This is a genomic window from Achromobacter sp. RT286_PF (genome assembly GCF_059760425.1).
This window is the reverse complement of sequence record NZ_JCBAMR010000020.1, coordinates 79,739-97,489: the sequence shown is the minus strand read 5'-3', so window position 1 is coordinate 97,489 and position 17,751 is coordinate 79,739. Positions and strand designations below refer to the sequence as shown.

19 protein-coding genes are annotated in these 17,751 nt (G+C 63.3%); 13 read left to right on the top strand and 6 right to left on the bottom strand.

The window, feature by feature from the left end:
• Positions 1 to 171: 171 nt before the first annotated feature.
• Positions 172 to 498, bottom strand: a complete 327-nt coding sequence (locus AC6LJY_RS16975) for an antibiotic biosynthesis monooxygenase family protein (protein WP_104145351.1) — start codon at positions 496 to 498, stop codon at positions 172 to 174.
• A gap of 158 nt (positions 499 to 656) precedes the next feature.
• Between AC6LJY_RS16975 and pdxR the strand changes: the two genes are divergently transcribed.
• The 5 genes from pdxR (at position 657) to AC6LJY_RS16950 (ending at position 5,971) form a co-directional block, all read left to right on the top strand.
• Positions 657 to 2,183: a MocR-like pyridoxine biosynthesis transcription factor PdxR gene (gene pdxR / locus AC6LJY_RS16970; RefSeq protein WP_219992181.1), complete on the top strand. Its 1,527-nt coding sequence runs from the start codon at positions 657 to 659 to the stop codon at positions 2,181 to 2,183.
• Positions 2,176 to 3,111 carry a LysR family transcriptional regulator gene (locus AC6LJY_RS16965; protein WP_219992182.1) on the top strand — a complete coding sequence of 312 codons (936 nt, stop codon included), beginning with the start codon at positions 2,176 to 2,178 and terminating at the stop codon, positions 3,109 to 3,111. Before pdxR ends, AC6LJY_RS16965 begins: the two co-directional genes overlap by 8 nt.
• Positions 3,112 to 3,224: 113 nt before the next feature.
• Positions 3,225 to 3,998: an aldolase gene (locus tag AC6LJY_RS16960; protein WP_046804558.1), complete on the top strand. Its 774-nt coding sequence runs from the start codon at positions 3,225 to 3,227 to the stop codon at positions 3,996 to 3,998.
• Between the two features lie 29 nt (positions 3,999 to 4,027).
• Positions 4,028 to 5,359, top strand: a complete 1,332-nt coding sequence (locus AC6LJY_RS16955) for an MFS transporter (protein WP_498136399.1) — start codon at positions 4,028 to 4,030, stop codon at positions 5,357 to 5,359.
• Positions 5,360 to 5,362: 3 nt separating this feature from the next.
• Positions 5,363 to 5,971, top strand: a complete 609-nt coding sequence (locus AC6LJY_RS16950; protein ID WP_046804560.1) for a 2-hydroxychromene-2-carboxylate isomerase — start codon at positions 5,363 to 5,365, stop codon at positions 5,969 to 5,971.
• 73 nt (positions 5,972 to 6,044) lie between these two features.
• On the opposite strand, the gene AC6LJY_RS16945 is transcribed toward AC6LJY_RS16950, so the two are convergent.
• The 4 genes from AC6LJY_RS16945 to acuR form a co-directional block, all read right to left on the bottom strand.
• Positions 6,045 to 7,250 carry a trans-sulfuration enzyme family protein gene (locus tag AC6LJY_RS16945; protein ID WP_498136398.1) on the bottom strand — a complete coding sequence of 402 codons (1,206 nt, stop codon included), beginning with the start codon at positions 7,248 to 7,250 and terminating at the stop codon, positions 6,045 to 6,047.
• 70 nt (positions 7,251 to 7,320) lie between these two features.
• Entirely contained in the window at positions 7,321 to 8,328 is a 1,008-nt protein-coding gene (locus tag AC6LJY_RS16940; protein WP_370512741.1) for an amino acid ABC transporter substrate-binding protein, read from the bottom strand.
• 270 nt (positions 8,329 to 8,598) lie between these two features.
• On the bottom strand, positions 8,599 to 9,522 hold the full coding sequence (gene acuI / locus AC6LJY_RS16935; protein ID WP_370512742.1) for an acrylyl-CoA reductase (NADPH): 924 nt from the start codon (positions 9,520 to 9,522) through the stop codon (positions 8,599 to 8,601).
• Between the two features lie 107 nt (positions 9,523 to 9,629).
• Entirely contained in the window at positions 9,630 to 10,265 is a 636-nt protein-coding gene (acuR, locus tag AC6LJY_RS16930; protein WP_082134455.1) for an acrylate utilization transcriptional regulator AcuR, read from the bottom strand.
• Between the two features lie 269 nt (positions 10,266 to 10,534).
• Between acuR and AC6LJY_RS16925 the strand changes: the two genes are divergently transcribed.
• From AC6LJY_RS16925 to AC6LJY_RS16905, 5 genes are all read left to right on the top strand, one after another.
• Positions 10,535 to 11,515 carry a Bug family tripartite tricarboxylate transporter substrate binding protein gene (locus tag AC6LJY_RS16925; RefSeq protein ID WP_219992186.1) on the top strand — a complete coding sequence of 327 codons (981 nt, stop codon included), beginning with the start codon at positions 10,535 to 10,537 and terminating at the stop codon, positions 11,513 to 11,515.
• A gap of 21 nt (positions 11,516 to 11,536) precedes the next feature.
• Positions 11,537 to 12,769, top strand: a complete 1,233-nt coding sequence (locus AC6LJY_RS16920) for an acyl-CoA dehydrogenase family protein (RefSeq protein ID WP_498136397.1) — start codon at positions 11,537 to 11,539, stop codon at positions 12,767 to 12,769.
• A gap of 2 nt (positions 12,770 to 12,771) precedes the next feature.
• Positions 12,772 to 13,434: a CoA transferase subunit A gene (locus AC6LJY_RS16915; protein ID WP_219992188.1), complete on the top strand. Its 663-nt coding sequence runs from the start codon at positions 12,772 to 12,774 to the stop codon at positions 13,432 to 13,434.
• Positions 13,431 to 14,123: a 3-oxoacid CoA-transferase subunit B gene (locus tag AC6LJY_RS16910; RefSeq protein ID WP_046804565.1), complete on the top strand. Its 693-nt coding sequence runs from the start codon at positions 13,431 to 13,433 to the stop codon at positions 14,121 to 14,123. The genes AC6LJY_RS16915 and AC6LJY_RS16910 overlap by 4 nt, the downstream gene beginning before the upstream one ends.
• Before the next feature lie 173 nt (positions 14,124 to 14,296).
• Positions 14,297 to 14,848: a helix-turn-helix domain-containing protein gene (locus AC6LJY_RS16905; protein ID WP_046804642.1), complete on the top strand. Its 552-nt coding sequence runs from the start codon at positions 14,297 to 14,299 to the stop codon at positions 14,846 to 14,848.
• Positions 14,849 to 14,864: 16 nt separating this feature from the next.
• On the opposite strand, the gene AC6LJY_RS16900 is transcribed toward AC6LJY_RS16905, so the two are convergent.
• Positions 14,865 to 15,728 (bottom strand): pirin family protein, encoded by an 864-nt coding sequence (locus AC6LJY_RS16900; protein ID WP_046804566.1) that lies wholly within the window; start codon positions 15,726 to 15,728, stop codon positions 14,865 to 14,867.
• Between the two features lie 337 nt (positions 15,729 to 16,065).
• Between AC6LJY_RS16900 and AC6LJY_RS16895 the strand changes: the two genes are divergently transcribed.
• From AC6LJY_RS16895 to dsrO, 3 genes are all read left to right on the top strand, one after another.
• Entirely contained in the window at positions 16,066 to 16,188 is a 123-nt protein-coding gene (locus AC6LJY_RS16895) for a hypothetical protein (protein WP_262984235.1), read from the top strand.
• Between the two features lie 108 nt (positions 16,189 to 16,296).
• Positions 16,297 to 16,839, top strand: coding sequence for a DNA-deoxyinosine glycosylase (locus AC6LJY_RS16890; RefSeq protein WP_498136396.1), 543 nt, complete (start codon positions 16,297 to 16,299; stop codon positions 16,837 to 16,839).
• A 130-nt stretch (positions 16,840 to 16,969) separates the two neighbouring features.
• Entirely contained in the window at positions 16,970 to 17,740 is a 771-nt protein-coding gene (gene dsrO, locus AC6LJY_RS16885) for a sulfate reduction electron transfer complex DsrMKJOP subunit DsrO (protein WP_046804567.1), read from the top strand.
• Positions 17,741 to 17,751: the final 11 nt, after the last annotated feature.

The following is a 17,751-nucleotide window of genomic DNA, read 5'->3' as shown; positions in this document are numbered from 1 at the left end:
AAAGCCGGCATACGAGATTTGTTCCGTGGTCTGTTGGGCTCGGAGATGTGTATAAGAACCAGAAGTCGACCTCCCGCCGCCGGTCGCCCGCCGCCGGTCGCCCGCCGCCGGTCGCCCGCCGCCGGTCGCCCGCCGCCGGTCGCCCAAAGCCGGTTCCACGGCCTTGCGCGGTTACTGGACGGGGCGGTTCAACGGATGCGCGATGCCTCCGTCGCCATAGCTTGTGATGACTTCAGCGATGACCACCTGATAACCGCGTAGCCACTTGGCCTGCTGTCGTTTGGCCTTGAGGTGGTCCTTGTGGTCGATCAGCTGCTGCAGGGCTTCGCGGTTGCTCCAGTAATACACGTTGGATACCAGGCCCGTCGCCGGATTTTCCCAGGCTTCCTCGCCCAGATAGCCGGGAATGGACCGCGCGATGGCCGCGATGGCATCGTCCATTTCGTGGAAGGCGCTGTCGTACTCGCCGGGCATGAATGTGAAGGTTGCGGTGTACATAAAGGAAAAAGGCAGGGGAAAAAACCAAGCAGAAGCCAAGCGGAAATCAAGCGCAAAGCCGCGCAGACACGGATAAGAAAAAACGAGACTATGACGCACCTCTGGCACAATGAAAACGTCCAGTCCGATTGATTTTTTTCAAGCCAGTTAAGCCGCTCATGCCTACGTCCCCGGCCAAGCCCCCAGCCGACACCAGCCGCCGCATCTATGAACGCATCAGGGCGCAGATCCTTGATGGCACCTTGCGCGCGGGCATGCCCTTGCCTTCGACGCGGGCGATGGCGCTGGACCTGGCGGTGTCCCGCACCACGATCACGACGGTCTACGAACAGCTGGCCGCCGAAGGCTACGTTGAGACCAGCCTGGGCCGCCGCGCGCGCGTGGCGGCCGGCGCCGCCCACGCCGATGTGAATCCACGGCCGGCCATGGCAGCGCCGGATGCGGTGCTGCGCTTGTCGGCGTACGGCAAGAAAGTGCGCGGCTTTCTCGACAAAGATGGGCCGCAGGTTTTTGGCGCCGATCCGCGCGTTATTGACTTTCTATATGGCGCCTTGGCCTTTGACGACTTCCCGGTGCTGGCGTGGCGCAAAGCCTATAACCGAGCCTTGGTACAACGCCAGCCTAGTCTTTATTACCAGGCTCCCCAGGGTGAACTTGCGCTGCGTGTGGCGCTGCAAGGCTATTTGCGCCGGGCACGGGGGCTGGCCTGTCACGCCGACCAGATCCTTATCGTGCATGGCTCGCAACAGGCAATCGATCTATGCGCGCGCGTACTGGTGGACGCTGACGATACGGTGCTGGTCGAAGACCCTTGCTACGTGATGGCCCGCCGCCTGTTCGAGGCCGTGGGGGCGGATGTGCGCGAAGTGCCTGTGGACGAACAAGGGCTGCTGTCCGAGGCCCTGCCCGAAGAACGCACGCGCCTGGTCTACGTGACGCCGTCGCACCAGTTTCCCTTGGGCGGCGTGATGCCCATCGCCCGCCGCAGGGCGCTGCTGGCGTGGGCGGCCAGGCAGCGGGCATGGATCGTCGAAGACGACTACGACGGTGAATTCCGCTATGGAATGCGTCCCGTCGATACGCTGCAATCCATCGACGATTCAGGCGCCGTCATCTATGTCGGCACGTTTTCCAAAGCCCTGTCCCCGCAGATGCGAATGGGCTATCTGGTGCTGCCACCCAGCCTGGTCAGCGTGTTTCGAGAGGCCAAGCGGCTGATGGACCGGCACGCACCCCGGCTGGAACAGGCGGCGCTGGCTTCGTTAATTGAAGACGGGTCGTATGAACGCCACGTGCGACGTTGCCGGCGGCAAAACGAAGCGCGCCGCGTCGCCCTGCTGCGCGCCCTGGAACGCCACCTGCCCGACGCCGTCCAGGTGGCGGGTTCGGCCTCCGGCTTGCACGTGGTGGTGTGGGTGCCCGGGGTGGCAGAGGCTGACGAGCCTGAGCTGGTCAGCCTGGCCCGGCAGCACGGCGTGGGCGTTCGACCCATCTCACCCCTGTATTTCAAGGGCGAGGCGCACCGCTCGCATTGCTGCGCCGGCCTTGTTCTGGGCTACGCCAGTCTGGCGCCCGCGGCCATTGACGAGGGCGTGCTGCGGCTGGCTCGCGCCATCCAGACATTACGCGCGGGCAGCACCGCTGCCGGCATCAGCATCGACTCCTCGGAAACGCGCCGTGCCTAAATTGAACCTTCCGCCTGTCGATGCCGACGTTGACAAGGGCACCGGCGATTCCGATCGCCGGCTGCGGTATTTTCTGACGATTGCCGCGTGCGGGTCCATGTCCCGCGCCGCCGACGAACTGGGCATTTCGCAACCCAGTCTTAGCCGGCAGATATCCGCCTTGGAAGCCTATTTGGGCCGCCCGGTTTTTGATCGCAACGGGCGGGGCATGGTGCTTAGCGACGTTGGGCGCACGTTGCACCGCGCGGTGGCACCCGCGTTTCAATTGATCGATGACACCGTTGCCAAGACGCGGGATTCCAGTTCGGCCGGTTCTTCGTCGCTGCGCATCGCGGCGGTGCACACGCTGACTTATTACTTCCTGGGCGATCTGGTGTCGGCGGTGGCTCACGAAGGGGGTGATGCCAATCTGCACTTGATGGCGCGCAGTTCGCCGGAAGTGGTCGACCTGGTGGCCTCGGGCAAGGCGGAATTGGGTTTCGTGTACGACTCGGCCGTCGCCAGCCCCGGCCTGGTGTCCGTCCCATTGTTTGAAGACCAGATGTGCCTGATCGCCCGGATCGACGATGACGCCTACGACGAGACGACCGATATCTGGTCGCGGCCGTTGCGGCTGGTGGCCTTTCCCGAGCACTACGCACTGCGAAAAATGCTGCACCATTCGCGGCTGAACTATGTGGTGTCGGCCGAGACCGACACGGTGGATTCTGCGCTGGAACTCGTGTCGGCGGGCATCGGCAACTGCCTGTTGCCGACCCGCATGCCCGACCGCCTGTTGCAGGACCACCGGCTGAAGAAAATTACCATCACCGGGGGACGGCTGGCGCGTAAGGTAGTGGCGATCCACCGCGACGGCTACGCACTGTTTCCGCTGGCGGCGCTGACGTTGCAGATCGCGCAGCGTCTTTGCAAGCGTATGACCGAATAACTGAATGACTGAATGACTGAATAGCTGATATAGCCTCAGACGCATCGACGTCGCTTTGCGCACTTCTCATACTCGGCCCACCGACTCCGTGTCGACTTCACAAAGGGTAAGAGATGAGCGACGAGCTCCGCAGCAAAGCGTATTTCGACGAGCGCGCCACGCAAGAGATGGCGCAACACCTCAAAGGCCAGGATCGGTCCTTGAATGAAACCCTGGCCTACGCCTGTCGCATCCTGGCGATGACGGGGCAAGAAGCGGGCTTGGCGGGGCAGATCAGCGCGCGATCGGACACGCCAAATGCCTATTGGACACTACGCTTCGGCCTGGGCTTTGACGAAGCCACGCCTGACGACTTTATCGAGGTCGACCAGGACCTGAATACGATTTCCGGCACCGGCATGGCCAACCCGGCCACCCGTTTTCACCTGTGGGTGTACCGCAATCGGCCCGACGTCCAATCGATCATCCACACGCATTCGCCTTGGGCGACCACGCTGGCCACCGCGCGCCAGCCTTTGGTGGTGGCGCAGATGGACATGGCGCCTCTGTTCGACGATTGCGCCTTTCTTGGCGAATGGCCGGGCGTGCCGATTGCAGACGAAGAGGGCGTGATCATTTCGGCGGCATTGGGCCAAAAGAAGTCTATTTTGTTGGCCCATCACGGCTATCTGACCGCCGGCGTTTCGGTCGAGGAAGCCACCTATCTGTCCGTTTACCTGGAACGCGCCGCGCGCTTGCAGGTGCGCGCCCAGGCGTTCGGCCCATTGACGCCGGTGGACGCGAGGCTGGCGAAGGAAGCGCACGACTACCTGCTCAAGCGCTCCATTGTCCAAGCCACTTTCAATTACTGGTCCCGTCAGACGGACCGGCTTGCCGGCCCGAAATAAGCCGCGCCTACCTCCGCAAGGAACACCAAATGAACGACAAGAACACCCAATCCAATCAGGGTGGCAAGGGGAAGTCGCGCCAGCACGTTACGGCGGGCATTGCCAGCTTCATGGGCACCACGATCGAGTGGTATGACTACTTTTTGTACGGCACCGCCGCGGCGCTGATTTTCAACAAGATTTTCTTTCCCGCTTTCGATCCCATCACCGGGACGCTGGCCGCCTTCGCCACTTATTCGGTGGGCTTTTTTGCCCGGCCACTGGGCGGCGTCATCTTCGGGCATTTCGGCGACCGGGTCGGTCGCAAGTCCATGCTGTTGATTACGCTGTTTTTGATGGGCATACCGACCATCCTCATCGGGCTGATCCCGTCTTACGACAGCATCGGCTATTGGGCGGCCGTGTTGCTGGTCTGCATGCGATTTTTGCAGGGCATTGCCGTGGGCGGCGAATGGGGTGGGGCCGTGTTGATGGCCGTGGAACATGCGCCCGAAGGCAAGAAAGGGTTCTTTGGCAGCTTGCCGCAAGTGGGTGTGGCGCCGGGCCTGATCCTGTCGTCGCTGGCGATGGCGGCGGTAGCGCAGCTGCCCGAAGAAGACATGTTGTCCTGGGGATGGCGCGTGCCCTTCGTGGCCAGCGTCGTGCTGTTGTTGGTCGGCTGGTTCATCCGGGTCAAGGTGGTGGAATCGCCCGACTTTCAGAACATGGAAAACAAGGGAGAAAAAGTCGATGTGCCCGCCAAGGTCGTGCTGAAGAAGTATCCCCGTGAAGTGTTGGCCGTTATCGGCGGGCGCCTGGCCGAAGTGACCTGGTTCTATACGGTGGTGACCTTTGCCTTGGCGTATGCGACGGGAAGCCTGGGCGTGCCCCGTGCCGTGATGCTGGACGCGACCATCTGGGGTGCGGCAGCGGCGCTGTTCACCATGCCGTTGTTCGGCATTCTTGGCGACCGCGTCGGCTATCGCTCGGTGTTCATCCTGGGGTCACTGGCCATCATCTTCTATGCGCCCACCTTTTTCACGCTGCTGCAGACCGGCCAGCCTGGCAGCATCAATTGGGCGATGATCATTGCGGTGGGCTTGATCTATGGTTGCTTGTATGGGCCGCAGGGCAGCTTGTTTTCATCGCAGTTCCCGCCGGAAGTGCGCTACAGCGGAATATCGCTTGCCGTGCAGGTGTCGGGCGCCATCGGCGGCGGCCTGGCGCCGTTGATCGCTACGTCGCTGCTGGCTTACGCCGACGGCAATCCCAAGTACATCGTCTGGTACCTGAGCATTCTTGGCGTTATCGCAGCGGCCAGCGCGCTGTTCATGCACGGACCCGAACGGTTCAACGCCCGTCAACCCATCACGACGCGCTAAGCCATGGACAAGAACATCGACTATTACTTCTGGATCAACTCCGACTGGGCCTATCTAGGCGCGCAGCGGCTGGACGCGCTGGCCGCGCGGCATGGCGTCGGCATCAACTATCGGCTTGTCGATCTGCCCGACGTCTATCGACGTACCGGCGGCGTGCTACTCGGCCAGCGGTCGCCCGAGCGGCAGGCCTATCGCATTGCCGAACTGAAGCGCTGGTGCCGGCTGTTGGAGACGCCGGTCAACCCGCAGCCGGCGTTCATGTGTCCCAACGGGGACCTGGCGTCGCGACTGGTGATCGCGGCCCTGGAAGTGCCCCAGCCCATCACACCGCTGTACACGCGGATACTGCAAGCCGAGTGGTGTGACGACGAGGACATTTCCGACCCCACGGTGTTGCGCCGCATTCTGGCCGAGCAGGGATACGCGGCGCAGGCGATCTTTGACCGGGCGGCGCAGCCGGACATCGAAGCCCGTTATAGAAAGAACACCGACGACGCGGTCGCGGCGGGCGTGTTCGGGTCGCCCAGTTATGTCTATGACGGTGAGGTCTTCTGGGGGCAGGATCGCCTGGATATGCTGGACCGCGCGATCACGCTTGAACGCGCGGGCTGACCCCGACACCGGGGCGGTCGCCTGGCAGGCCGCCGGGGGCCGCCCGCGGCCCCGGCGCGTTGCTGGCGAAGGATCAAGCCAGCGCTTGTCTCAGATCGTCCAGCAGATCGTCGATGTCTTCCAGGCCAACCGACAGCCGAACCAGCCCAGGGCTCACGCCCGGGCTCAGGCGCAGATTCGGATTGATCTTCTTGCGCGCGTCGACCATGCCCGCCGTGTGATAGATCAGCGAATCCGTGTCGCCCAGGCTGATGCCGCGCGCAATGATGTTGAGCTTGTCAATCATCGGCGCCACGCCGTCAAAGCCGGCTTTCAGTTCGAACGACACCATGCCGCTGCCGGCCGACATCTGCCGGCGGGCGATATCGCGGTCGGCAAAGTCGGGCAGGAAGGGGTAGATAACGCGGGCCACGGCCGGGTGCGCGGACAGCATCTGGGCCACCGCCAAGGCGTTTTTGCTATGGCGCTCCATGCGGATATCCAGCGTCTTCAGCCCGCGCAGCACCAGAAAGCAGGACATCGGTGACGGCGTGGCGCCGGTCAGGTACTTGGCCCCGGCCGCGCGTATGGCCTCAATGGTGTCGCGACGGCCGATCGCCACCCCGCCCAGAATATCGCCATGCCCGTTGAGGTACTTGGTCAAGGAATGGATAACCAAGTCGGCCCCGTGTTCGATGGGGCGTTGAAGCGCGGGCGATGCAAACGTTGAATCCACGATCACCATGGCGCCAACGCGCTTTGCCGCCCGAGCAATACGCTGGATGTCCAGCACTTCGCAAGACGGATTGATGGGCGTCTCGAAATAGACCAGCTTGGTGGCCGGCGTGATCGCTGCCTGGGTGCCGGCCGCTGTGCTCAGATCGGCGCGCACCACTTTTACGCCGAACTTGGGCAGCCCCTCATCCATCAAGGCGCCGGCGGTGTTGTAGATGGTGTGGTGCACGACGATTTCATCACCGGCCGCAAGCAAGGTCAGCAACGTGGAGGCAATGGCACCCATGCCCGAGGCCGTCACAATGGCGGCTTCGGCGCCCTCCAGCGCCGCCAGCCGATCTTCCAGCAGCTTTTGCGTGGGATTTTGTTGGCGACCGTATACGCAGCGGTCGCTGTCGCCCGAGAACACCGCCTGAAATTGCTCGGTGGATTCAAATGCGTAGGTCGATGTTAGGAAGATGGGGGGCGACACGGCGCCTTCAAAGGCCACAGGGTCGTAGCCGTGGTGGATCGCCTTGGTGGCAAAGCCCGGCGGGCGAGTGTCTTTGGCGTGGTCTTTCATCATTGCGTCCTTGGAGATGTCCTGTCGGTTCGGTGGTTTGGTTCGATTCGATTGGATTCGGGAGCCGCCAGGCCTACCGGATCGGCCAGCCATACATGATTCCGCCCTTGCTGTAGAGCGCGTTCATGCCACGCTCCAGTTTCAGGGCGCTTGTCATTCCCAGCGTACGCTCGTAGATCTCGCCGTAGTTGCCGACCCGTTTGACGATGTTGTAGGCCCATTTGTCCTCCAGTCCCAGGTTCTTGCCCATGCCGGGAACGACGCCAAGGATTCGTTGCACGTTGGGGTTTGCGCTTTTCAGCATGTCGTCCACATTGGCCTGCGTGATGCCGTATTCCTCTGCTTCCAGCAAGGCGTTCAACGTCCAGCGCACCGTGTTGAACCACTGCTCGTCGCCTTGGCGCACCATCGGCCCAAGCGGTTCCTTGGACAGCGATTCCGGAAAGATGATGTACTCGGCATCGCTGCCCAAGTTGCGGCGCGTGGCGGCAAGCATGGATTTGTCGGCAGTGATCGCATCGCATCGGCCTGCCGAGAAGGCACGCAGGATCTCATCGAACTTGTCCAGCACCACCGGTTTGAAGGTAATCGCATTGCCTCGGAACCAGTCGGCCAGGTTCAGCTCGGTTGTCGTGCCGGGCAGAACGCAGATCGTCGCGCCATCCAGCGCTTTCGCGCTCTTGATGCCGATCGCGGTCTTGGCCATCAGCCCCTGGCTGTCGTAGTAATTGACCCCGGCGCCAATTAGCCCCAACGACGTGTCTCGCGTCATGGTCTGCGTCGTGTTGCGGGTCAGCACATCAACCTCGCCCGACTGCAACGCGGTAAAGCGGGCTTGTGTGGTCAACGGAACGATCTTGGATTTTCCTGGGTCGGCAAACATTGCCGCTGCAATCGCGCGGCAGGTGTCCACATCGATGCCTTGCCACACGCCGCGGCTGTCGGTGTAGGCGAAGCCGGGCAGATCCGTCGTGACGCCACATTGGACAAAGCCGCGCTTCTTGATGTTCTCGAACGTGGCGCCGGCGTGGGCGGCTTGCGTGCAGAGCGCGGCAAGGCTCAAGGCGCTAAGGATCGGCAGGATTCTCAAGGCAGGGCTCCCGGAGGGGGTAGGCGAGACGTCTGATCGGCGCTCCGCAGGACGCTTGTAATGTGTCGTTAATGACTCAAAGTGTCCATGCGGGTATACGCTAGCGGTTCCTCCACTGCCGAATCCGGGGCTATTCCCGGGCGCGGGAACAGCCGCTTTGCTCCTATGAAAAGCGATAGCGGCCGCGCGTCCCGGTAATTGTCGGGCGCATTCTGGTACGGAAGAATTCGCGCAAACTGGCCCAGTTCAAACGCCTACGCGTCAGGCGTTGACGTCCACTACGACGCGCCCCTGCACCTTGCCTGCCATCAGGTCGTGCGCGGTGGCGACGGCTTCGCGCAGGGGGATGTCGCGGCTGATGCGGTCGATGATGTCGGCGGGCAAGTCCGTGGCAAGCCGGCTCCATGCCTGGATGCGTTCGGCGCGCGGGCGCGTCACGCTATTGACCCCTAACAGGCTGACGCCGCGAAGAATGAACGGTGCGACCGACGCCGGAAAGTCCAGGCCTTGCGCCATGCCGCAGGCAGCCACGGCGCCGTCTGCCTTTACGCTGGCGCACAAGTTGGCCAGTGTGTGGCTGCCGACGGAATCGACCCCTGCGGCCCAACGCTCTTTTTGCAGCGGCTTGCCGGGCGCGGAAAGGGTCGACCGGTCGATGATGTCCGCCGCGCCCAAAGCGGTCAGGTAATCGCGTTCATTGGGTCGGCCGGTAGCGGCCACGACGCGGTATCCCAGCTTGTGCAGGATGGCAATGGCGTAGCCGCCGACACCGCCATTGGCGCCGGTCACGAGGATGTCGCCGGCGTCCGGCCGGATGCCGGCCTTTTCCAGCGCGATGACGCACAGCATCGCCGTATAACCGGCGGTGCCGATGGCCATTGCCTGCCGGCTCGATATGCTGTCGGGCGCCGGTATCAGCCACTGCGCATCCACCCGCGCGAACTGGGCCAGGCCGCCCCAGTGCTGCTCTCCCACGCCCCAACCATTCAGGATGACGCGTTGTCCGGGTTTGAAATCCGCGTGGTCGCTGTGTTCAACCACCCCGGCCAAGTCGATGCCCGGCACCATCGGGAAGCTGCGTACGATCGGGCCCTGTCCCGTGATGGCCAGCGCGTCCTTGTAGTTCAAGGTGCTGTAGTCCACTTTGACCAGCACGTCCGCCTGCGGCAGGCGGCTTTGTTCCATCTGTTGAATCGACGCGCGGTAACCGCTGTCGTCTTTCTCGATCAAGATGCCATTAAACATGGAAGCTCCGTAAGAGGGGCCGGGCCGGTCGGCCGGCGTAAGCGGGATCAGCCTGGCAGACCCGCAAGAAAACCATCAAGAAAGATGTCCATGGGCGCGGCGCTGCGCATCATCTTGGCGCGCAGAACCGCGCCTTCCCAGCCAATCCAGAAGAACCGGGCAAGCGACTCGCAATCCGCTTGCGCGCCGAGGGCGCCTTGCTCTTGGGCGGCTATCAGGCAGGCCGCCACGCGCGCTTCCCACTCCTGAAGAATCCCGTTCATGGCCTGGCGGTACGGCTCCGGCAGCGCGCCCACTTCCTGGCCGAAGTTTCCAATCAGGCAGCCGCGAGCGTAGTCATGCCGCGCCATCCCTTGCTTGGCGTCGTCAACGAAATTACGCAGGCGTTGCAAGGGCGGGGTGGATGCGTCAAGCAGCCAGCGGTCAAGCTTCCTGCCGAAGTAGTCGTCGTAAGCCTGCATCACTTGAAGGCCGAAGTCTTCCTTGTTCTTGAAGTAGTGATAGAAGGAGCCTTTCGGGACGGTGGCGCGCTTGAGGATGGCGTCCAGTCCCGTGGAGGTGAATCCCCGTTCGGTCAACAACTGCATGCCGACCCGGATTAGCAGGTCGCGGGTTTCGACCAGCGCCAAGGACGCCTGGGCACGCGTTCTGCGGCCGGTTCGTGCAGGGGGTGTCGTGTTCATTGGCGAAGTATAGACCGATCGTTTCTTATTTCAAGTGCGCCGTTTGCCGCGCTATGACTCCTTGCTTGGGGGCCTGAAAATTTGCATAAATCCCTGTTTTATCGGGGAATATAGGAATTTTTTCGTTATCGTTACCACGGTCTGTGGCGGCCTTTGGACCAAATATCTTCGACGCCCCGGTAGTTTCCCTAATGACACAAAGTGTACATACGTCGATACTTTCCCCACGGTCGGTGCGTTGACGCCAAGGCCAACAAAAGGGGAAGTTCATGAAATTTGGATTGTCACGACTGTTGGCGGCGAGCTTTTGTGTGGTGGCGATGGGCTCCAGTTCCCATGTGTTGGCCGACGCGTATCCCGGCAAGCCCATTCGCCTGCTTGTCGGTTTTCCGCCCGGCGGGCCGACGGACATCATCGCGCGGTTGATCGGCAAGGGCCTGTCGGAACAACTGGGCCAGCCCGTCGTGGTCGAGAATCGCGGCGGGGCCGGTGGGGTGATCGCTGCACGGGCAGTGGCCGCGGCCGCGCCTGATGGCTACACCTTGCTGGTCAGCGTGGAATCGTCGCAGACGCGTGGGGTAGCGTTGAACAAGACGTTGCCGTACGACGCCGCCAAGGACTTCACTTACATCGGAAAAATAGCCAAACAGCGCAACCTGGTCGTCATCGATCCCAAGCTGCCGATACCCGATGTCAAGGGCTTGATCGCCTACGCCAGGAAACACCCCGGCGAGCTGAATTACAGCGGAACCTACGGCGCAACGTCGCACATTGGCGGCGCCTTGTTCGATATGGACAACGGCGTAAAGATGACCTTCGTGAGCTATCCCGGGGGCGCGCAGCCAATCACTGACCTGATTGCGGGCGTCGTGCAGGTGGGTTTCTTCACCGAAGCCACGATTGCCGCGCACGTGAAGTCGGGAAGGCTGAAGGCGTTGGCCATCGCGGCGCCCGAGCGGTCGCCGGATTTCCCGGACGTGCCCACGTTGGCCGAGGCGGGCGCCCGCCCCATGGAACTGTCGCCCTGGTTCGGCCTGACCGGCCCGGCCGGCATGGACGCGGGCGTGGTTCAGCGCTTGAGCCAGGCCGTGTCGACGCTGGTGCGCAGCCCGACCTTTCAGGCGCAACTGGCAACGATCGGCGCGGTGCCGATCCCGGGCTCAACACCGCAGGCATTCCAGAAAGACGTGAACCAGGAAATCGCGTACTGGAAGACCTTCGTGGTCGACGCCAACATTCCCGTCAACTGAGCACCCTGAACGAGCACGATGATGACTGCCTCTTCCTCGACCGGCGCCAGTCTGGCCGGAAAATTAGGGTTCTTTGCCCCATTGGACGCATTGCTCAATGACGCCGAACAACGTGCCATTCAACAAGCCCGGGCCTTTTGCCACCAGCACGTAGCCGCAGCCGCCCATGCCGCCTTTACATTGGGCGAGCCGTATCCGATCACGATCCTGCATGACTGGGCCGCGCAACGCTTTCTGGCCTTGCAGGCGCCCGAATCGGCGGGGGGGCTCGGCGCGTCATTTCTGTGCAAGATCCGCTTGGCCCAAGAGGTCGCGCGACACAGCTTTGCCACGGCCTTTTCGCTGAACAACCTTCAGGGCTCCGTCACGCGGGTCGCGCGCGGGGGCAGCGCCAGGCAACAGCAGGCTTACCTTGCCGGGCTGGCAAGCGGGCAGTTGCTGGGCGCGCCGGCCTTGTCCGAACCCCAGGCGGGCAGCGATCTTTCCGCCTTGTCGATGCGCGCCGAGCGCTCTGGCCAGCGTTGGCTGCTGTCGGGCACCAAGCGTTGGGTGACCAATGGGCAGATCGTGAACCTGCCGCTGGTGATGGCCAAAGCAGTGCCGCCTGGGCAGGACGAGGGGCCGATCGCAAGCTTCCTCGTGGACCTTGGCGCGCCCGCGCCGACGTGGTCGCGCCGGGAAATCAGCACGGTGGGCGGAGCGTCGTTTCGGCTTGCGGAGATCGAACTGCGGGAACACCCCGTGCCCGACTGGGCCATGCTGGGCGCGCCTGGCGATGCGTTCAAGGCGTCGATGGCCACGATCAACGCCGCGCGCGTCCATGTGGCGGCGATGTGCACCGCAACGCTGTACTCGGCGCTGGCCGAAACCGTTGCCTATTGCGCCGACCGAACCACCTTCGGCCAGCCGCTGATCGGCCACCAGGGCTTGCGCTGGGAATTGGCCGAGGTCGCCACGCGTCTGGAAGCGGCCAACGCGCTAATGGTGCAGGCGGCCCGCCATCTCAACGACGGCAACGACGCCGTGACGGTGGCGGCCCAGGCCAAGAAGTTTGCCGTGGATACCGCCATCTGGGGAGTGGACCAGTGCCTGCGCTGCGTGGGCGCGATCGGCACCACGCCCGCGTTGCGCTTGTCGATGCATCAGGCGGAACTGCGCTTTGCCGCCTACACGGACGGCACTGGCCAGCTGTTGCTGGACCGGGTCGGAAAGAACCTGACCAAAGATTATTGCGTGACGACGGAAGGGGAATAGACGTGAGAAACATCGTTGTGGACGGGGCCGGCGCGGCCCTATCTGGATTGCAGGACGGACACACTGTGATGGTGGGCGGCTTTGGCGGGGCGGGCCTGCCCCGGCGCCTGATCGAAGCCGTCTTGGCCGCTGGCGTGCGCGACCTGACGGTGATTTCAAACAATGCCGGCTCCGGCGCGGGCGACCTGTCGGCGTGGTTCGAGGCGAAGATCGTTCGCAAGATCATCTGCTCTTACCCCAGAAGCGCCGCGGCGTTTGCTGAGCAGTATCGAGCAGGCACGGTTGAACTGGAGTTGGTGCCGCAAGGCACGCTGGTTGAGCGGATTCGCGCGGCCGGGGCCGGGCTGGGCGGATTCCTGAGCCCCGTCGGCGTGGGTACGCTGTTCGAGCATGGCAAGCAACAGCTGGAAGTCGGCGGCAAGACCTACTTGCTGGAGCTGCCGCTGAAAGCGGATTTTGCGCTGCTGCGAGGCCGCGCCGCCGACACCATGGGCAATGTGGTCTACAACAAGACGGGCCGCAATCACCAGGCGGTCATGGCCACCGCTGCCGACACCGTCGTGGTGGAGGTGGCTGAAATTTTGGCTCCCGGCAACCTGGACCCCGAAGCCATCATCACGCCCTGCATCTTTGTAGACAGGGTTTTTCTAGCGGAGCGCGCATGAACCCCTTGACCCGAGACAGCATGGCCAGAATGGTCGCGCACAGCCTGCCGCGCAATGCCTTCGTGAATCTGGGCATCGGCGCGCCGACCCTGATTGCCGATCATCTGCCCGACGAACTGGGTGTGATTCTGCATAGCGAGAACGGCATGCTCAACCTGGGCCCCAAACCGGCCCCGGGTGAGGAAGACTTCGACCTGATCAATGCGGGAAAAAGCCCCGTCACGATCAAGACCGGCGGAGCCTTCTTTGACTCCAGCATGGCATTCGCGATGATGCGGGGCGGGCACATCGACGTGGCGGTGCTGGGCGCCTTTCAGGTGTCCGCATCTGGCGACCTGGCCAATTGGAATACCGGGAATGTTGACGGCGCGCCGCCCGCGATCGGCGGCGCCGTTGACCTGGCCGTGGGCGCCAAGCAGATCTGGGTCATGATGGATCACGTGACCAAGGACAACGTGCCCCGCCTGGTAAGGCGCTGCACCTTGCCATTGACGGCGGTGGGCGTGGTCAAGCGCGTATTCACCAACTATTGCGTCATGGCCGTGGAGCCAGATGGCCTGCGCGTCGAGGCGGTACGGCAAGGGCTGACGCCGGAGGCACTGCAAGCCATGACTGAGGCGCCGCTTCAGTTTGGCTGCCGCCTTGGGGTTATCCGCGAAGACGGCACTATGGAGCCGGCGGGCGCGTGATGCAACACAGCGCCCTTTGAGGAAGCCGGCGGCCGTTCGCCTGGAACGAATGAGCGCCTGAACGCATGAACGCAGGCGGGCGCGATCGGCCGCACGAATCTGCATACAATCCCCAGGATATCAACCCGGCCGCCCACCGCGCGGTGCCGATACCCATCCTGAAGGATTTCTACGTGGCGCTAAAACTGAAGCTTCTTCGCGTGCAGGCAGGCCTGACCTTGGAGCAGTTGGCACAGTCCTGTGGGCTGACGCGTAGCTACATATCCAAAGTCGAGCGGGGAATTTCCACGCCGTCGATCGAAACCGCGTTCAAGCTCGCCCATGCATTGGGCGTGAACGTGGATCGCTTGTTCGGCAAGTCGGAACAGCGCGACGAATTTTCCATCGTGCGCGCCAAGGATGCCGGACCCGACGAAGCCAGCGAATACCTGTCGCTGGTGGCCGGTGCCAACGGCAACCGGCTGATGCGTGCCTTTGTCATCCGGCCTGGCCAGTTCAACGGCGGGCGGGCCAAAAAGCGGATTCTGAGCCATCACGACGGCGAGGAGATCCTGTACGTGCTGGCGGGCAAGCTGGAACTGACGGTGGGCGACAGAAAGGAAATCCTGGATGTGGGCGATTGCGTCCAGTTCAATTCATCAATGCCGCACAAGCTGGTTTCCGTAGGAAAAAAAGAAGGGGTGGGGCTGATCGTGGTGACCAGCCGCGACCCCATGCTGCTTTAGCGGCACCCCTTCTGTATCAATGCATCTGCCCGTAGCGCCCGGCGTTGAAGTCCTGGATGGCTTCGACGATCTGTGCTTGCGTGTTCATCACGAAGGGGCCATAGCCCACCACGGGTTCATCGATGGGCTCGCCGCTCAGGACCAGGAACACCGCGTCGTTGTTGGCTTCAACGGTGATGTCTTCGCCGTCTTGTGAAAACAACGCCAGCTGCGCGTCGCGCGCCACGGATTCGCCGTTGATGAGCAGCGTGCCGCGCAGCACCACCAGCATGCTGTTGCGGCCCGCGGCGACCGGGAAGGTCGCGGACTTGCCCGCCTTCAGGCGCACGTCCCACACGTCCATCGGCGTGAAGGTGCGGGCCGGGCCGGCGTGGCCGTCGAAGTTGCCCGCGATGACGCGGACGCTGCCCGCCTCGTCCGGCAATGCCGCCACCGGAATGTCCGCGTTCAAGATGCCTTGATAGCCCGCCGCCGCGCCCTTGTCCTTGGCCGGCAGGTTGACCCACAGCTGCACCATTTCCAGCTCGCCACCGGTGCGCGTGAACGCCGGGGAATGGAATTCCTCATGCAGGATGCCCGAGGCGGCCGTCATCCATTGCACGTCGCCCGGGCCGATGACGCCGCCGTTGCCGGTGGAGTCCCGATGCTCGACCTCGCCGCTGTAGACGATGGTGACGGTTTCAAAACCGCGATGGGGATGCTGGCCCACGCCGCGCGGGTGGTCGGCCGGCTCGAACTTCGCCGGGCCGGCGTAATCCAGCAGCAAGAAGGGGCTGACATTCTTGCCCTTGTCGTTGTACGAGAACATCGAGCGCACGGGGAACCCGTCGCCGACCCAGTGGGGGCGGGGGGCGGCGTGCAGGCCGAGGATCTTTTTCATGGCGTCTATTCCTATTGCGCGGCCCCTTTGGAGCCGTTCGTCATGGGGATAAAGGTTAGGGCGGAACAGGGCTTTCAGTAGTTCGGATTTTGATAAGGACTGTTCCATGAATCGGACGACCCTCGGCCTTGTCTTGTGCGGATCCTGAAGAACGGCGGCTCATTCTTAGGGCTATCAGCCAGAAGGACGAGGCGCCATTTTTTAAGAATAATCCGATTTTTCGCACGGGCTTGTCTCCCTATCGTGAAGCCCTTGCCGCCGGACGCACGACGTTGCCCGGCCCGGCTTTTCTTCTTGCCACCCGATATCCGACACCCAATACCTGGCGCCCAGATCCATGACCACCCCTCTGCTTTCCCGCCTCCGTTCCCACGCCGCGCACCTGTCCGTGGCCGCCGTCGCCCTGGCCGTCGGGTTGCTGACCGGCAAGATCTGGATGCTGTGGCAGGCGCTGTCCTGAAGCGGCATTGCGCCCGCCTGCGGTATCCCGCCTTGAGCCCGCCGGCGGTATCCCGCTTTCATCCGGCCGGCGTATCGCCGCTTCGGCCAGCTGGCGTATCCTGCCGCCATGAAACCTGACGAGACTCTCGCGCCCGACGGCCCCACCGACCATGTCCGGGGCTTTGCGCCGGTTGCCGCGCCCGATGCGCGGGTGTTGGTGCTGGGGTCCATGCCGGGGGTGGCTTCGTTACGCCAGGCGCGCTATTACGGCCACCCACGCAACGCGTTCTGGCCCATTGCGGCCCAGGTGCTGGGCTTTGATGCGGCGCTGGAATACCCGCAGCGGCTGCAAGCGCTGCGCGCTGCGGGGGTCGCGCTGTGGGACGTGCTGGATGCCTGCGAGCGGCCGGGCAGCCTGGATGCCGACATCCGCCACGACACCCTGGTGCCCAATGATTTCGCGGCCTTTTTCAACGCCCACCCGGCCGTCGCGCGCGTGTGTTTCAACGGGGCCAAGGCCGGGGCGCTGTATCGCCGGTACGTGCTGCCGACGTTGCCGCCGCAGGCACGCGCGCTGGACTACGTGGATCTGCCATCGACCAGCCCGGCCCATGCCGCCGCGTCCTTCGACATGAAGCTGGCAGCCTGGCGCGCCGCGCTGACTTTGTAATGCCGGCCATCGGTTACGGGGGAAAGGGCGCATGGATCTCTGTCCCCGATTTGATTCAGATCAACGGCCTATATAACTTCCGGTGATAAGGTAATAACAACAAGAAGTTACCTGTCCGGAGTTATCCGCAATGCCCCCATCCCCCGTCTCTTCCGACCCCCCTTTGCGGGGTAAACGCGGCTTCCTCAAAGGGCTGCTCGGCCTTGGCGCCGCTGCCACCGTCATCCCCATCCACGCCGAAGCCACGGGCCTGAACGGCCAGCCGCCGCGCCGCCCCGGCATGGCGGGCAAGCGCTACGGCATGGTTGTCGACATGCGCAAGTGCATTGGCTGCCAGTCCTGCACGGTCAGCTGTTCACTGGAAAATCTGCCGCCCATCGGCCAGTTCCGCACCACCGTCCTGCAATACGAAGTGACTCCCGACGATGGCGGCCCCTGCGCCATGGTGATGCTGCCGCGCCTGTGCAACCACTGCGACAACCCGCCCTGTGTGCCGGTCTGCCCGGTGCAGGCCACGTTTCAGCGCGAAGACGGCATCGTCTTGGTGGACAACGAACGCTGCGTGGGCTGTGCCTATTGCGTGCAGGCCTGTCCGTACGACGCCCGCTTTATCAACCACGACACGCAAACCGCCGACAAGTGCACGTTCTGCGAACACCGGCTGGAAGCCGGGCTGCTGCCGGCCTGCGTGGAAAGCTGCGTGGGCGGCGCGCGCGTCATCGGCGACATGAACGACCCGGACAGCGCCATCTCGAAGCTGCTGGTGGAGCACAAGGCCGACATCAAGGTGCTGAAACCTGAAATGAAGACCGACCCCCACGTCTACTACATCGGCTTGCCCGATGCGTTCGTCCACCAGGTCGACGGCCAGGCCGGCGTGCGCCTGGCCGGCGGACATTGAGCCATCAAAGG

Coding starts and splice junctions, on each gene's coding strand:
- dsrO (WP_046804567.1), top strand. CDS start 16,970: ATGCCCCCATCCCCCGTCTCTTCCGACCCCCCTTTGCGGGGTAAACGC.
- acuR (WP_082134455.1), bottom strand. CDS start 10,265: ATGAACACGACACCCCCTGCACGAACCGGCCGCAGAACGCGTGCCCAG.
- AC6LJY_RS16920 (WP_498136397.1), top strand. CDS start 11,537: ATGACTGCCTCTTCCTCGACCGGCGCCAGTCTGGCCGGAAAATTAGGG.
- AC6LJY_RS16975 (WP_104145351.1), bottom strand. CDS start 498: ATGTACACCGCAACCTTCACATTCATGCCCGGCGAGTACGACAGCGCC.
- AC6LJY_RS16945 (WP_498136398.1), bottom strand. CDS start 7,250: ATGATGAAAGACCACGCCAAAGACACTCGCCCGCCGGGCTTTGCCACC.
- pdxR (WP_219992181.1), top strand. CDS start 657: ATGCCTACGTCCCCGGCCAAGCCCCCAGCCGACACCAGCCGCCGCATC.
- AC6LJY_RS16910 (WP_046804565.1), top strand. CDS start 13,431: ATGAACCCCTTGACCCGAGACAGCATGGCCAGAATGGTCGCGCACAGC.
- AC6LJY_RS16900 (WP_046804566.1), bottom strand. CDS start 15,728: ATGAAAAAGATCCTCGGCCTGCACGCCGCCCCCCGCCCCCACTGGGTC.
- AC6LJY_RS16890 (WP_498136396.1), top strand. CDS start 16,297: ATGAAACCTGACGAGACTCTCGCGCCCGACGGCCCCACCGACCATGTC.
- AC6LJY_RS16895 (WP_262984235.1), top strand. CDS start 16,066: ATGACCACCCCTCTGCTTTCCCGCCTCCGTTCCCACGCCGCGCACCTG.
- AC6LJY_RS16955 (WP_498136399.1), top strand. CDS start 4,028: ATGAACGACAAGAACACCCAATCCAATCAGGGTGGCAAGGGGAAGTCG.
- AC6LJY_RS16925 (WP_219992186.1), top strand. CDS start 10,535: ATGAAATTTGGATTGTCACGACTGTTGGCGGCGAGCTTTTGTGTGGTG.
- acuI (WP_370512742.1), bottom strand. CDS start 9,522: ATGGAACAAAGCCGCCTGCCGCAGGCGGACGTGCTGGTCAAAGTGGAC.
- AC6LJY_RS16950 (WP_046804560.1), top strand. CDS start 5,363: ATGGACAAGAACATCGACTATTACTTCTGGATCAACTCCGACTGGGCC.
- AC6LJY_RS16960 (WP_046804558.1), top strand. CDS start 3,225: ATGAGCGACGAGCTCCGCAGCAAAGCGTATTTCGACGAGCGCGCCACG.